Source organism: Streptococcus respiraculi, from assembly GCF_003595525.1.
Lineage (GTDB): Bacteria > Bacillota > Bacilli > Lactobacillales > Streptococcaceae > Streptococcus > Streptococcus respiraculi.
The window spans coordinates 1,546,044-1,560,529 of the sequence record NZ_CP022680.1; the positions used below are offsets into that span (position 1 = coordinate 1,546,044).

Consider the following 14,486-nt stretch of genomic DNA (forward strand, 5'->3'; position numbering starts at 1 on the left):
TCGGTTCACTTTCTTTTATGAGAAAAATCTATTGACACAGATTACTATTATTTTTTATTCGCTTCATTAAATTTATCCAAAACTTCTGCTTCACACAATTTTTGAGCTTCAGCAAAAACTTTTTCTGGATCTGCGGATGGATCCGATAAAATTTTCTGTACAGCACGATCTACATATGAACCAAAATCACCTTTTCCATAAAATTCTAAACGACCAATCGTTTTCACTTTTTCTAGAACAGCGGCATATTCTTCTGGGAATTCGTAAAAATCAGTCACATTAATGTCTGAACGTGGGACAATAATTGGATTTGGTGCACCTTTCGTAGCTAAATTTTCAAAATAAGAAGAGATATACTCCTTACTTGAGTAGAATTTGATAAATTCCCATGCTGCATCTTTTTTGGCCTGGTCAGATTTTGCGTTTATAAGCCAATTCACACCACCGATAGCTGTCACTGGCTGTCCACCAGGTCCTACAGGTGGCAATGCAAGTCCAATATCATCAGGATCAATCCCATTTGTAATTGCCTCAGATACCCAGTCACTAGCAAAAGGCATCATCCCCACTTTACCAAGACCAAAGTTTGTTACTAGATCAGTAAATTTCAAGGTTAAATCACTTTGAATTACTCCTTCTTTCTTCAGCTCTTGATAGTATTTTGCTGCCTTAATAACCGCCGGATCCGTAAAGGTTAACGTTGCTGTACCATCTTCATTTTGCTTCGTCAAATCGCCACCAGCTTGCCATACATAGTATTGGAAGAACCACTCTGTCCATTCCGCTGCCAATGTCGCATAACCAGTTGTTTGTTCTGAAAGCGCAGAAATCTTCTTAGCTGCTGCTAACGCTTCTTCCCATGTTTTAGGTGCTTCATTCAATCCTACTTCTTTAAACAATGCTTTATTGTATCCAAAAAGCATTGGTGACACCCGTGTTGGAACGGCATAGATTTTACCATCCTTAGTAAACATATCAGTATAGTCTTTGGTAAAATATTGCCACTCATCCCATTTATCTGTATAGTTATTTAAAGGCTCCAAAATGCCTTTAGCTATATAAGAGTTCGTTACTGTAAATGAGGCTTCTACCAAGTCTGGAGCTGTACCAGCTGCTACTCCCTGATAAAATTCATTCCCTGGATCACCTTCTTTGACAACTTTATTCAATTTAATATTTGGATGCTCTTCTAAAAATTTTTTCTCCATAGAAGCTGACCAGTCATCTGCATTTCGACTCGTAACCCAAAGTGTTAATTCTACTTGCTCATTACTGCTGTCTTTCATTTTTTCAGCAGTTGAAGAGCCACAGCCGAATAAGGAAGCAGCCAACAAAGTGGTGCATAGCGCTGTCGAAAAGAATTTCTTTGTCACCATAACCCGATCTCCTTTTTTCTTTGTCTAAACTACACAGAACAATCCTGTGTGGTTTATTCTAATGATATTTCCTAAGAATAGAATAACAAAAAAGCGCTTCCAAGACCATAAAAAAATAGGATGACTTTTATATTATTTATTGTATAAATTCATATTTTACAATATAAAATGTCACAAAATCATATAAAATGATATAATAATAATTAAGATAAGGGGGTATTGTGGTGAGTAAACAAGAATTTCATATTTTTAATAATCGTTCCTATATTGATTTATATCCTGTTCAATTTGGTAAAGAAATCTGCCAACCTTTGCATTCTTTTGGACCAACCAAAAAACAACATTACCTCTTTCACTATATTGTATCTGGATCAGGAGATTTCTATCTCACCGAAAAGCAAAAAAGTTTTCATCTGACTGCTGGCCAGGGATTTTTGATAGCACCCGATAGTATTTGTAGCTATGAAGCAGATTTGACTGATCCTTGGACCTATATCTGGATTGAATTTGATGGTCTAAAGGCCGAACATTTTTTACACCAAGCAGGTCTATCAAGGAACCAGCCCATTTTCTCATCTTCACACCCCCCTGTAGAAAGTGATGTTTACAAAGAGATAGACTACATCCAACAACTTCATAACGCTAAAAGTGCACAGCTCATTGGGCATCTATATCTATTTATTGCTGCCTTGATTGAGGAATCTGCTACCAAACAGATAAGTAAACATAGTGATGCCAAAGACTTATATATTCGAGAAGCTATTAATTTTGTTGAACGTAATCTTGACAGACCTATATCCATTGATGATATTGCGAAACAATGCAATCTAAATCGTCATTATTTCAGTCGTCTCTTCAAAGAGCAAATGGGAATCTCTCCCCAACAATTTCTCATTCAATATCGTATGAGCCGAGCCTGTGAACTATTAAAAGATACCGATAAGCAACTCAAAGAAATTGCAGAACTAGTCGGTTATTCGAATCAGTTTAACTTTTCAACTGCTTTTAAAAATCACTACCAACTTTCTCCTAATCAATGGCGCCAAAAAAATAAAGGTGCTAGATAAAAAATGAAAGAGTTCGTGATGCCTAGATAAGTAGCAAGACAAATCAAAAAGAGGCTGGGTAAGAAGTCTTAAAAATAATAAATGGTTTAGAATCAACGTTTCTTGATAACGTTGATTCTAAGCCATTTTATGTTGTTCAATTTTTAAGACAAAGTCAAAAAGGCTGAGCTTCATGTCAGCCTTTCATCAACATATTTACGGACCAAAAAGAGCATAGACTAGCCCAAATGAAATGGGAAAGGCAAAGATGAGCAGGATACTGATGAGAAGCCACCGCCATTTTCGGTACAAAATCGAAAGGATCAAGCTCAAAAGTCCAATGGTAGGCACGATAAAGAACGTTGCATAAGCAGCCCAACTAGCTGGCCAGAACCATTCTCTAGGAACTGGTAAAAAGGCAGACCCCCAGATCATTAGGCCCAAATAGATAAGATAGTGATAGCGTTCTTTTAGTAAGGACTGTCCCACTTTCATATTCGTTTCCTTGTTTTTTCTAGTCCCTATTTCAAGACAAGAGATGCAGCACCTAGAACACCCGCATCATTTCCTAGATTTGCTAGGGTTAATTTTGTTGATTGGGCAATTTGAGGGAAAGAATTCTGAAGATAAACTTCATTGACCCCTTCTAGTAAGAAATCACCAGCTGCTGACACACCGCCACCGATGACAATATAAGCAGGATTTAAGACAGCTGCAATATTGGCACAGGCTGTTCCTAAATAGCGACAAAAATGACGGTAGACGATTAGAGCAAGGTCATCCCCTTCTTTTGCAAGATCAAAGACATCTTTTGCTGTTACATCCTGACCATCGTCAATACGTTTTTTCAATTCAGCATCGCCAGCATAACTTTCTGCATAACGACGGGTTAAGTTCACGATACCAGTTGCTGAAGCCACTGTTTCCAAGCAACCTTTTTTACCACAGGTACAAGCAATTGGCTCTTCAAAGTCAACTGTAATATGCCCTAATTCGCCACCAGCGCCGCCAAATCCACGAATCAAGTTGCCGCCAGCAATAACACCGCCACCGACACCAGTTCCTAAGGTCATAAAGACAACATCTGGATTGTTATCTCCAGCGCCGACCCACTGCTCACCTAAGGCTGCGACATTGGCATCATTGTCAATGAAAAATGGCAAACCAATAGCAGATTCAATTTGTTCCTTGACCTGTTGAAGTGTCTTCCAGTTGAGGTTATAGGCTCCGATAACTGTTCCAGCCTTGCTATCTACTACACCTGGCGAGCCCATTCCGATTCCTAGAAAATCATCTTTCGTTAATTGGTGCGTGTCAAATTGGTGCTGGATACTCTCAATAATATCTGGCACAATGTGACTACCTTCGTCTAAAATATTGGTCTTAATGGACCATTTTTCTTGGATTTCACCTTGTTCTGTTAGAATCGCAAATTTAACAGAAGTCCCACCAAGATCAATACCAATTATTTTCTTTGCCATAAGATACTCCTCATAAATTATTATTTCGCCTTATTATACCACATTGCAAAGGCTTGCACTACTTTTTACCGAAAAATATATAGTAAAACCAAAAATTGCAAATGCAAGAGAAACCGTCCCGCACTAAATAAGAAGGTATAGATAAACTGAGTTCCCTCTCTCGTGCCGTTATAAAGAAAGAGACTCGAAATCAGGGTGAATCCTAGAGCAAAGCCCATCATTTGTAGGGGATTGTAGCCTTGACTGTAGGAAATCAAGGTCACAAGCAAAAGTAAGCAAGCTCCTAGGGTCAGAACAAGGCAGAGACGGTTCATCCGCTTAGTCTTGAAATAGCTATAAGCTGCAGCTAGTAAGGTCACAATCAGATAAATCCCCATATAGACTACCATGATGATTTTCATATCAACTTGTCTCCTATCTTACTAACCTTCACTCAATTCACTGAGGTACTCATAGCGTTCATATTTTTCAAGTAGGGCTTCATTTTGCGCATCTAATTCCTTTTGCAAGTCTGATAGCCGTGTAAAGTCACTACCACAGGTCTGCATGGCTGCCTCGATTTCTGCTATGCTTTCTTCCAAGGTAGCAATATCCTCTTCAATAGTCGCCCATTCCTGCTTTTCAAAGTAGGACATGCGTTTTTGTTTATCACGCACCTTTTCCTGCTTTTCTTTTACAGGAGTCGTTGCAGTTGCTGCTGCAGAAGCTAGAAAGGCTTTTTCATCCAGATAATCCGTATAATTTCCAAAAAAGGTCCGAACCCCCTCCTCTTCAAAGGCTAAGATTTTGGTTGCTACCTTATCTAGGAAATACCGATCGTGGCTGACCGTGATGACGGGACCCGCAAAGCCTTGAAGAAAATGCTCCAAGACGGTCAAGGTCGCAATGTCAAGGTCATTGGTCGGCTCATCAAGTAATAAGACATTCGGTCGTTCTAACAAGATTTTTAAGAGATAGAGCCGTTTTTTCTCACCGCCAGACAGCTTTTGAATCAGTGTTCCATGGGTGTTGCGTGGAAAGAGAAACTGCTCCAAGAGTTCTGCAATCGAGACCATGCCTGAGTTGGTTTCAGCTTCTTCTGCCACTTCTTGAAGGAAGCTGATGACCCGCTTATTTTCATCCAATCCTTGGTTCTGCTGGGAGAAATAGCCGACGCGAATGGTCTCTCCTACAATCAATTGACCGCCTGTAGGCTGTATTTGACCTGCAATCAGATTGAGTAACGTAGACTTGCCTCTTCCGTTATCGCCGACAATCCCAATTCGATCTTTGTTTTGAACCAGCAAATCAAAGTGGCTTAAAATCGTCTTAGTCGGATAGGCAAAATCCACCTGCTTGAACTCGATGACTTTTTTTCCGATACGGCTGGTTTCAAAATTGATTTCCAGATTACTGTCATCACTCTTATGAGCCAAGTCCGACTTCAAATCATGGAAGCGATTAATCCGTGCCTGTTGCTTGGTTGCTCGTGCCTGAGGCTGCCTGCGCATCCAGTCCAATTCCTGCTTATACAACTGTTCTTTTTTGTGACGCAAAGCCGCATCACGCTCGTCCTGCTCGGCTTTCAAGCGAACATAGTCCTGATAATTTCCTTGATACTCGGTTAGGCTAGCGCGGTCTAGTTCAAAAATGCGGGTTGCCACATTATCCAAGAAATAGCGGTCATGGGTGATGAAAAGAACTGTCTTTTTAGCCTGTTTCAAAAAAGTCGTCAGCCACTCAATGGTCTCAATATCGAGGTGGTTGGTCGGCTCATCTAAGAGCAGTAAATCATCATCTCCTAATAAGACTTGTGCCAACTGAACTCGGCGTCGTAAGCCACCTGACAAATCTCCCACACGTTGGTTGGTATCGTTCAAGCCAAGTTTTGACAAAACAGTCTTAATTTGATGCTCAATTTCCCAAGCATTGAGAGCATCCATTTCTGTCATGACCTTCTCTAATCTTGTTTGGTTTTGCTCGCTATAATCTGCGACGAGGTGCTCGTACTGACGGATGAGCTCGATTTCCCGCAAGTCTGATGACAAAACTGTATCTAAAACCGTCTTGTCATCCTCAAACTCAGGCTCTTGAGTCAAATAGGCAATCGTATAGTCATTTTTCGTCCGAAAAGGAGACACATCACCATCAAACCCCAGCTTACCAGACAAGACATCCAGTAGTGTTGTTTTCCCTGTTCCATTGACCCCGATAATCCCGATACGGTCGTATTGATGAATGATAAAGGAAATAGCTGAAAAGACAGTCTTATCTCCGACTGACTTGCTTAGTTGTTCAACGATAAAATCACTCATTCTCTATCTTCTCCTTTAGAAAGGCCATGATTGGCGCAATCTCATTGGCCAAATCTCCCTCAACAATCGCATGCTCTACCTCATTTAGTAGGTGACCAAGAAGCGGTCCTGGTTTAATCTGGAAGGCCGTCATCACATCGTCCCCCTTGACCACAATCTCATGCTTATCGTGAATGGTCAAAGACTCATCAATCGTATCAATCAGCTCGTAATCAACAGCCAGTCCTTGAGCCTGTCTGACTTCTTCTACTAGATAGAGCAACTCCTTTCCATAACGATAGCAGGCCTGCTTGGTTACGGAATGTTGCTTACGCAAATGGTAAATCTCTACTAGCTTTATCACCGTCCGCTGAAAATCATTGCTGGTTTTCCAGTGCTTGAGAAAGGATTTGGTGTTTTTTATCTCCAGATAAGCCATCAACATCGCCCAGGCCTGTTCAGATGTTTGAAAGACAAAATCTTCTACAAGGGAAGCAAGAAAAGCTGTTAACTGCCTCTCTTTCCCCTTCATATCCGGCAGATAATCATAGGCTTTTGACGCAAGCAAGGCTTCCATTCCCCTGCGCCAGCCTTTTGCTAGTAAAAGTTTATCAAATTCGATGAAAATACGCTCAACTGATATCTTCTCTAGGAGCGGAGCTGTTTCTTTCATGGCCTCAAAAGTCGCTTCTTCGATGCTAAACTCAAGGCTTGCCGCAAATCGAAAACCACGCATAATCCGCAAGGCATCTTCATTAAAACGCTCGGTCGCAGTCCCCACAGCCCGCAAGGTCTTCTGTTCTAAATCCCGCAAGCCGTCAAACTTATCAATAATTCTCGCTTCTTCATCCAATGCAAAGGCATTGACTGTAAAATCACGACGTTTCAAGTCCTCTTCCAAAGAGCGCACAAAAGCCACCTGACTTGGACGACGGTAATCGACATAGACATCTTCTGTCCGAAAAGTCGTGATTTCATATTCGCCATGGTCTTCTAAGACCAATACGGTCCCATGCTCAATTCCCACGTCAATCGTACGTGAAAAAATAGCTTTCGTTTCTTCGGGATAACTCGATGAGGCAATATCTACATCGTGAATGGGTCGTCCTAAAATCGCGTCTCGCACCGAACCTCCGACAAAATACGCCTCAAAGCCCGCTTGTTTTATTTTCTCTAAAATCGGCAAAGCCTCCTGAAATTCAGAAGGCAGATTGTGTAATCTCATAATAACTGTTCCAAACCATAAACGAGTTGTTCTCGTTTGACTACTTCTTTTATTCCTAAATTCACACCACTCATAAAGGAGATGCGGTCATACGAATCATGGCGAATGGTCAATCCCTCACCCTGTGCTCCAAAGATGACTTCTTGATGCGCAACTAAGCCTGGCAAACGAACCGAGTGAATCCTCATGCCGTCAAAGTCTGCACCACGAGCTCCTGCAATCAACTCTTCCTCATCTGCTAGCCCTTGCTGCCTGCTCTCACGAACCTGAGAAATCAACTCTGCCGTCTTAATCGCTGTTCCGCTCGGTGCATCTTTTTTCTTGTCATGATGAAGCTCAATGATTTCCAGATTTGGGAAATACTTGGCTGCTTGCGCTGCAAATTGCATGAGTAAAATGGCTCCAATAGCAAAATTAGGAGCAATCAGCCCACCGATTTTTTTCTCGGCAGACAAAGCAATCAATTCTTCGATTTCTTCTGGGGTAAAGCCCGTTGTCCCCACAACAGGTGCAAAGCCGTTCTCTAAAGCAAATTTAGTATTTTCATAGGCGAAGGCTGGCGTTGTAAAATCAACCCACACATCTGCTGAAAAACCAATCAAGGCTTCTTTTGAAGTAAAGACAGGCACACCGTCAATCTCTGTTTCTGTCGCAAACGGATCAACCAAGGCAGCAAGTGTTAAACCCTTGTCCTCTTTGACCATATTGAGGGCAGTCGAGCCCATTCTTCCCTTAAAACCTGCGATAATTACTTGAATTGTCATCCACTACTCCTAGTCAATAATCGGTGAAATACCAAAGGCAATCGCCCCTTCACCTAAGTGCGTACCAATGACTGAGCCCAAGGACACAATTGGCAAGGGCCAATCGATACCATTTTCCTGTAATAATGCTTTAAATTCTTCCGCTTTTTGCGGTGCATTGGCATGAATCACGGCAATCTGATAAGAGCCATTCTTGGTCTCTTCCTGCAATATCTCTAACAAACGCTTGACTGCTTTTTTCTCTGTACGAACCTTCTCATAGACCTCAATCTTACCCTCGTCTGTAAAGTACAAAATCGGCTTGATACTGAGCAAGTTTCCTAAGAGCGCAGCTCCATTGGAAAGACGCCCTCCCTTGACCAAATGATCCAGATCATCAACCATGATAAAGGCTTTAGTCCCTGCAATCTCCTGCTCCAACTTATCTAAAATCTCCTCAAACGGCATACCAGCTTCATAACGTTTAAAGATTGTCTCCAGCATCATACCAAGCGGTGCTGAGGTAATCTTGCTGTCTGGAAAGGCAATCGTCAGCCCGTCAAATTCATCCTTAAGATACTGGATATTTTGATAAAAGCCAGAAATACCAGACGACAAGAAAAGACCAATCACATGTGTATAACCTTCTTTTTGTAAGCGAGCCAGCGTTTCTTCTAATTCTGAGAGGCTTGGCTGGCTGGTCTTTGGTAACTCCGCTTCTGCTGCCATTTTCTGGTAAAATTCTTCAACACTTAAATCTCTTCCTTCGATATAGGTCGTATCGCCAATCGTTACAGGAATATCCAACACAAAAAGATTCTCTCGTCCTGCTATTTGTAGTACAGCTGAAGAGTCTGTAATAACGGCTAATTTCATTCTAAATCTCCAAATTCACACCCGGGGCATCCAGGGCAATCTCTGTTACTTCATACGTTAGGCGTTGCAAAATATCCAAGAGTGGATTGACCAAGAAGCGTTTATCTTGCTCGCTAAACTCTTCTACTTCTTGGACAAGCTGTTCTAAAATATGTACACCTTGGCTCATAGCTCCTGAAATCACAAAGTAATCCAAGACAATCATAAAACGTAAGATTACGACGATTGACGTTTTATTTTCCTCTGTATTTCGCTCAATCAATTGAAAATCGACAGTTAATCGAGAAGTTGGTACACCATTTTGTTCTTCCCATTCTCTATTGCGGGTATCAAAATGATACTGATTGACTAGCGCCTTATCACGAATGACGTTCATATTATTCTCCTCAAAACGGTAATATGAATATTATACCATATTTTTTGGTAAACAGATAAAAAACCTTATCCATGCAACGATAAGGTTTACTATTTTTTATCTATTTCGCCTTGCGTAAAGCACCGAATAGGACACCTGATACAATTGCTCCGATAAGGACAAAGACGAGGTAAAGAAGCGGATTACTGGTGAGTGCGATGACAAAGATTCCACCGTGTGGCGCCATTAACTTGATACCAGACAAGCCGACCAAAGCTCCTGTAAGGGCGGAACCTGCGACAAAACTTGGAATGGCACGTGCTGGATCAGCTGCACCAAATGGAATCGCGCCTTCTGTAATAAAGGATAAGCCCATAATGATATTAGTCAAACCTGAGTTGCGCTCTTCCTTGGTGAATTTATCCTTAAACAAGAGAGTCGCAACAAAGACTGCAAGAGGAGGTACCATACCACCTGCCATAACAGCTGCCATTGCCACAGAGCCACCATTTGCAACGGTTGCTGCAAGGGTTCCTGTACCAAAGACGTAGGCTGCCTTATTAACTGGACCACCCATATCTACGGCCATCATACCTCCAAGGACAAGTCCTAAGATGATAGCAGAGCTTCCTTCTAATCCACTTAGAAAATCATTCATCCCTGTATTGATAGCAGCCATTGGGATATTGACGAAGAACATCACAAATCCCGTAATCATGGCACCAAGCAGTGGCAAAAGGAGAATTGATTTGATTCCTTCGAGGGATTTTGGTAAATATGCTAAGACCTTACGAAGTCCGATAATTACCGCACCGGCTAAGAAACCACCGACAAGAGCACCTAGGAAACCAGAAGATACTGCTGCTGGAATTTCAGTTGTCGCTGCACCAAATGGAATTTTTCCATAAGCCAGACCATCTTTTGCGATTGCACCTGCTACGAAACCTGCAATCAAACCTGGTTTTTCAGCAATAGAGTAAGCAATGTAACCTGCAAGCAGTGGCAGCATGAAGCCGAAGGCTGCGCTACCAATCTGCATGAACATCGATGCTAATTCATTGTAAGAGCCAAGGCTAGAGAGACTATCTTGGGGCACACCCATGACATTATCGACGAGAAAGGCAAGTGCAATCAAGATACCGCCACCGATAACGAATGGCAACATTTGTGACACACCGCTCATCAAGTGCTTGTAAAAGGCTTTTCCAAGACTCAATTTCTCAGTTGCCTCTTCTACGCTAGCCCCTTCTTTCGCTTGATAGGTATTTGCTTCGCCTTTTAGGACGATGTTGATCAATTCTTCTGTCTTTTTGATACCGTCTGCCACTGGACGAGATACGAGTGGTTTGCCATTGAAACGTGCCATTTCAACTGCTTTATCTGCTGCGATGATAACGCCCTTAGCACGCTTGATATCGTCTGCTGTCAATTTATTGCCAACACCCGATGCACCGTTAGTTTCCACCTTGATGTCAATTCCCATTTCAACAGCTTGTTTTTTGAGAGCCTCTTCTGCCATGTAGGTATGGGCAATCCCTGTCGTACAAGCTGTAACAGCAACGATAAAGTCTTTTTCTCCAGTGCTAACATTTGCTGTTTCAACCACTTGACTCGCTTTATCAGCTGCTTCAGCTTCATCAAAGACAGCAATCACATCCGCTGGGGATGAAACCTGACGGAGTTTATCTGCAAATCCTGGCTTCATCAAGTATTTAGACAATTCTGCCAGAGCAGCCAAATGGGTATCGTTAGCCCCTTCTGGTGCTGCAATCATGAAGAACAAGTCTGTTGGCTGACCGTCCAAACTTTCGTAGTCCACCCCCTCGTTTGATTTAGCAAAGAGGACAGTTGCTTCCTTAACCGCTGCATTTTTACTATGAGGCATGGCAATTCCGTCACCGAGCCCTGTTGTGGTCTGAGCCTCACGGTTCATAATACCTGTCTTAAAAGCTGTAGCATCACTGACCACTCCGTGCTCAGCAAGGCTAGTAATCATTTCATCAATCACAGCTTCTTTTGTCGTTGCTTGTAAATCCAGCAACATCACGTCCTGTTTCAAGACATCTTGAATTTTCATAGGGTTTCTACCTCCACTTTTTCATACATTTCCCGAATAAAATCAATACTTGCTAAATCATCTGAGAAAGCTGTTGCGGTCCCGCAAGCTACTCCCCATTTCAGTGCTTCAATCGGATTGTGCGACTTGGTGTACGCGCCTGTAAAGCCTGCAACCATTGAATCTCCTGCTCCGACTGAGTTTTTTACTGTACCCTTAATCGGTTTAGCAAAATAGGTCACATCTCCTGTCACAAGGAGCGCTCCGTCCCCTGCCATGGATACAATGACATTTTTAGCCCCCTTGACAAGAATTTCTTTGGCGTAGCGTACGATGTCCTCGCGCGAATGGAACGTCACACCGAAAATTGCTTCGAGTTCATGATTATTTGGTTTGACCAAGAGAGGCTCGTGTGCCAAGGAATCGAGTAAGGTTTGACCTTCAAAATCACAGACCACTTCTGCACCCGCTTTTTTCGCTTGCGGAATCAAGCGATTGTAAACTTGATTGCCCAAACTAGCTGGAGCAGACCCTGCAAAGACGACGGTGTCGTCTGCTGTCACATGTGACAAAATATCTTCCAATTCTGCCAACTGCTCATCAGTCACGACTGGACCTAACCCGTTGATTTCCGTTTCTTGGTCCGCCTTGATTTTGACATTGATACGGGTATCTTGGTCCACTTGGACAAACTGTGTGCCAATTGCTTCTGCTACTAGGCCATTTTTGATAAATTCTCCCGTAAATCCACCGATAAAGCCAGTCGCTGTACTGGCATAACCAAGCCGTTGTAAAATCCGGCTGACATTGATTCCCTTACCACCAGCAAACGTATCACTGCTGTCCATACGATTAACTGCGCCTGATTCGATATGCGTGAGACGTACAATATAGTCAATCGCAGGGTTTAAGGTGACTGTATAAATCATACTTCAATTACCCTCGTTTTTTTCTTTATAGTTGTCATCAGATTGCTGTCGGTAGCGAGGCAAATCAAATCTGCCCGCCCAATTTCCGCTACTTTTGTGAAGGAGATGTGCCCCAGCTTGGACGGGTCAACCAGCACATACGCTTGACTAGCATTGTGCAACACCGTCCGCTTAATGGCTGCTTCTTCTACATCCGGCGTCGTATAATCATTCGTGTCAACCCCATTCATACCAAGAAAGGCTTTCGTGAAATGTAGCTGACGAATCTGCTCCAAGGCAACTGCCCCAATGGAAGCATCCGTTGAGCCCTTGACCTTACCACCGATGATAATGGTATAAAACCCTTTATCTACCAGCTTAACAGCATGGTGAACCGAGTTGGTGACAATCGTCAACCCCTTTGCTGACAAATAATCAATCAGTAGCTCCGTTGTCGTTCCCGCATCGAGAAAGACCACATCGCCGTCCTCTACAAAACTGGCAGCCTTTTGAGCGATTTGCCGTTTTTCTTGAATGTTTTTGACAGATTTTTGAACAATCGACTCTTCTGCCTGTAAATTTGGGAGACTTTCTGCCCCACCATGTACACGGCGCAGTTTCCCAGCTAATTCCAATTCATCCAAATCACGTCTAACCGTTGATTCAGAAGAATGAAGCAAGTCAACCAAATCCTCTAAGCGGACAAATTGCTGTTTTTTTATTGTGTCTAAAATGACTTGTTTACGCTCTGATTTGAGAATGATTTCCACCTCCTGCAATCGTTTACAAGAATTATTATACACGTTTTTCTTCCATTGTCAATCATTTTCTATCAAAATCTTCCAAAAAAATAAAAAAAGAGTAGAAATTCGTCAGAAAACCATAGTCCTGATGAATTCCACTCTTCTATGACTCATTTGGAAAGCACCTTCTTATCCTTCATCGGCTTTGATGCTGTTGATGATCAAGGCTTTGAGCAATTCCATCTCCTCAGGCCGACCAATTGTCATACGGATATAGCCTGCTAAGATGCCGTCAGAATAGTATTTAAAATCAAACTGATTGGCAAGTGCCTCATGGTAAAATGGCTCTGCCTGCTGAAAAGTAAAGGTGACAAAGTTGGTCTGACTAGGAAGAACATGACAGCCCTCTAGCTCTGTCAAAAAGCAATAAAAATCCTATCTTGTTGCCTTGATTTGCTCAATGACTGTGCTCACTTCTTTTTGGTAATCAAGGGCTGCTGAGCCAATCTTTGCCACAACATTTGACACACTAAAAGGCGGGATAGCCTTATCCAGTTCATAAATCAATCGCTCATTAGCGATGGCAAAGCCTAACCGCAGACCTGCTAAGCCAAAGGCTTTTGAGAGGGTACGTAAAACAATGAGATTAGGGTAAGTCTCAATCAAACTGACAAAACTTGGACTATCTGAAAATTCGATATAGGCCTCATCTAAGACAACCAAGCCCTTGAAGGATTGTAGAATTTGCTCAATTTCTTTAGAATCAAAGGCTACGGAAGAAGGATTATTGGGATTGGATAACATGAGAACCTTAGCCTTCACTCGCTCTGCATAAATCAAGAGTTTTTCTGCCGACAAGTGCAGGCTGTCCTGCTCCCACTCTAAAGGATAAGCCTCGAATCTCGAATCATGTAACTGATTATAGACTTGATACATGAAAAAATCCGGATCAAGGGTCAAAAAGACATCTCCCTTTTCTAAGAAGGTCGTTACAATCATGTGAATGAGAAAATCTGATCCTACACCGGCTGTAACTTGTGTAGTACGCACACCAGCATAGCTGGCATATTTTTCAATCACATCACGATAGCAATTATCACCATAGTACATCAAATCAGAGAGACTCATATTGGCTTGAATATTCTCTAACAGTCCTGTCCAATCCATTAAACGATTCTCATTATTGGCCAAATCATGGTCTGCAATACGCTCTAGCTTATACGGTTCCCAACCCTTTAATTCTTGTCTAAACTCTACCATTTTAAACTCTCCCTCAAAATGTATTATTATACTGTTTTTTAAAACAAATCTGTATAATAATACACATTATAGCATAGAATTTCTAAAAATCAAGAAGGTATGGCAAAAAACTGCGAGCAGGAAACTCTAGACTTAGTTGCTTAT

Annotated in this window: 15 protein-coding genes; 1 reads left to right on the top strand and 14 read right to left on the bottom strand. The window is 42.1% G+C overall.

From position 1 onward, the window contains the following. Window positions 1-47 precede the first annotated feature (47 nt). Window positions 48-1,376 carry an extracellular solute-binding protein gene (locus CHF41_RS07540; RefSeq protein WP_206269753.1) on the bottom strand — a complete coding sequence of 443 codons (1,329 nt, stop codon included), beginning with the start codon at window positions 1,374-1,376 and terminating at the stop codon, window positions 48-50. 224 nt (window positions 1,377-1,600) lie between these two features. Between CHF41_RS07540 and CHF41_RS07545 the strand changes: the two genes are divergently transcribed. Next, window positions 1,601-2,443 carry an AraC family transcriptional regulator gene (locus CHF41_RS07545; RefSeq protein ID WP_162911929.1) on the top strand — a complete coding sequence of 281 codons (843 nt, stop codon included), beginning with the start codon at window positions 1,601-1,603 and terminating at the stop codon, window positions 2,441-2,443. A 195-nt stretch (window positions 2,444-2,638) separates the two neighbouring features. Here the strand turns inward: CHF41_RS07545 and CHF41_RS07550 are convergent, their stop codons facing one another. The 13 genes from CHF41_RS07550 to CHF41_RS07605 form a co-directional block, all read right to left on the bottom strand. Continuing rightward, window positions 2,639-2,917, bottom strand: a complete 279-nt coding sequence (locus tag CHF41_RS07550; RefSeq protein WP_119876700.1) for a hypothetical protein — start codon at window positions 2,915-2,917, stop codon at window positions 2,639-2,641. A 26-nt stretch (window positions 2,918-2,943) separates the two neighbouring features. Further along, window positions 2,944-3,903, bottom strand: coding sequence for an ROK family glucokinase (locus CHF41_RS07555; protein WP_119876701.1), 960 nt, complete (start codon window positions 3,901-3,903; stop codon window positions 2,944-2,946). Between the two features lie 65 nt (window positions 3,904-3,968). Continuing rightward, window positions 3,969-4,304 (bottom strand): hypothetical protein, encoded by a 336-nt coding sequence (locus CHF41_RS07560; protein WP_119876702.1) that lies wholly within the window; start codon window positions 4,302-4,304, stop codon window positions 3,969-3,971. A 21-nt stretch (window positions 4,305-4,325) separates the two neighbouring features. Continuing rightward, window positions 4,326-6,197, bottom strand: coding sequence for an ABC-F family ATP-binding cassette domain-containing protein (locus tag CHF41_RS07565; protein ID WP_119876703.1), 1,872 nt, complete (start codon window positions 6,195-6,197; stop codon window positions 4,326-4,328). Then, on the bottom strand, window positions 6,190-7,401 hold the full coding sequence (locus CHF41_RS07570; RefSeq protein ID WP_119876704.1) for a CCA tRNA nucleotidyltransferase: 1,212 nt from the start codon (window positions 7,399-7,401) through the stop codon (window positions 6,190-6,192). The genes CHF41_RS07565 and CHF41_RS07570 overlap by 8 nt, the downstream gene beginning before the upstream one ends. Then, complete coding sequence (gene dapB, locus CHF41_RS07575; protein ID WP_119876705.1) at window positions 7,398-8,165, bottom strand: 4-hydroxy-tetrahydrodipicolinate reductase; 768 nt, start codon at window positions 8,163-8,165, stop codon at window positions 7,398-7,400. The genes CHF41_RS07570 and dapB overlap by 4 nt, the downstream gene beginning before the upstream one ends. A 9-nt stretch (window positions 8,166-8,174) precedes the next feature. Continuing rightward, a complete protein-coding gene (locus CHF41_RS07580; RefSeq protein WP_119876706.1) occupies window positions 8,175-9,020 on the bottom strand; it encodes a DegV family protein in 846 nt (281 codons plus the stop codon). 1 nt (window position 9,021) lies between these two features. Next, on the bottom strand, window positions 9,022-9,396 hold the full coding sequence (locus CHF41_RS07585; protein WP_119876707.1) for a DUF1149 family protein: 375 nt from the start codon (window positions 9,394-9,396) through the stop codon (window positions 9,022-9,024). Between the two features lie 100 nt (window positions 9,397-9,496). Continuing rightward, the gene (locus CHF41_RS07590; protein ID WP_119876708.1) at window positions 9,497-11,452 is read right to left on the bottom strand and encodes a PTS fructose transporter subunit IIABC; all 1,956 of its coding nucleotides are present in this window, start codon (window positions 11,450-11,452) and stop codon (window positions 9,497-9,499) included. After that, complete coding sequence (gene pfkB / locus CHF41_RS07595; protein ID WP_119876709.1) at window positions 11,449-12,360, bottom strand: 1-phosphofructokinase; 912 nt, start codon at window positions 12,358-12,360, stop codon at window positions 11,449-11,451. The genes CHF41_RS07590 and pfkB overlap by 4 nt, the downstream gene beginning before the upstream one ends. Further along, a complete protein-coding gene (locus CHF41_RS07600; RefSeq protein WP_206269765.1) occupies window positions 12,357-13,109 on the bottom strand; it encodes a DeoR family transcriptional regulator in 753 nt (250 codons plus the stop codon). The genes pfkB and CHF41_RS07600 overlap by 4 nt, the downstream gene beginning before the upstream one ends. 162 nt (window positions 13,110-13,271) lie before the next feature. Next, a complete protein-coding gene (locus CHF41_RS10205) occupies window positions 13,272-13,502 on the bottom strand; it encodes a hypothetical protein (protein WP_240622943.1) in 231 nt (76 codons plus the stop codon). Between the two features lie 15 nt (window positions 13,503-13,517). Next, window positions 13,518-14,342 carry an aminotransferase class I/II-fold pyridoxal phosphate-dependent enzyme gene (locus CHF41_RS07605; protein WP_240622944.1) on the bottom strand — a complete coding sequence of 275 codons (825 nt, stop codon included), beginning with the start codon at window positions 14,340-14,342 and terminating at the stop codon, window positions 13,518-13,520. Between the last annotated feature and the right edge of the window lie 144 nt (window positions 14,343-14,486).